Here is a 506-nt window from a genome sequence, read left to right as displayed (position 1 = left end):
CGCCTTCGTCTCGCGCCTGCTGGCCGAAGAGGGCATCGGCTGGTGCATCGAAGAGGACGAAGCGGCCCCCGCCGGGCACCGCATGCGCCTGTTCGCCGACAGCCTGCGCTGGCCCGAAGACAGGCTCTCCGAGCATGCCAACGGCGGGCGCGGCATCCGCTTTCACCGGGCCGACTCGCAGGAAGCGCAAGACGCCATCGTCGCCTTCGGCACCCACCGGCGCTTTGGCGCCGGCATGAGCACGGTGCTCAGCTACGACTACAAGACCAAGCGCTCGGTAGCCACACGCGTGCCCACGGTGCTCGCGCTCGGCGCCGAGCGCGCCCCCGCGCTCGAGCGCTATGACGACGCCGGCCAATACGCCTTTGCCGACACACGCGAGGCCGATCGCTACGCACGCCTGATGATGGAAGCGCTCGAAGCGCGCCACACCACCTTCGTCGGGCGCGGCACCGTGCGCAGCCTGCGCCCCGGCACGCATGTCGACCTGCTCGACGCCCCGCGCG

At 71.3% G+C, this 506-nt stretch carries 1 protein-coding gene; it reads left to right on the top strand.

Features of this window, described 5'->3' with window-relative positions:
* Positions 1–506: phage late control D family protein (locus tag I8J34_RS24295; RefSeq protein WP_214364200.1), on the top strand; the 506-nt coding region annotated here is incomplete at both ends.

Origin of the sequence: Denitromonas iodatirespirans (assembly GCF_018524365.1) — a bacterium.
Classification (GTDB): domain Bacteria; phylum Pseudomonadota; class Gammaproteobacteria; order Burkholderiales; family Rhodocyclaceae; genus Nitrogeniibacter; species Nitrogeniibacter iodatirespirans.
This window is presented reverse-complemented; position numbering and strand designations above follow the sequence as displayed.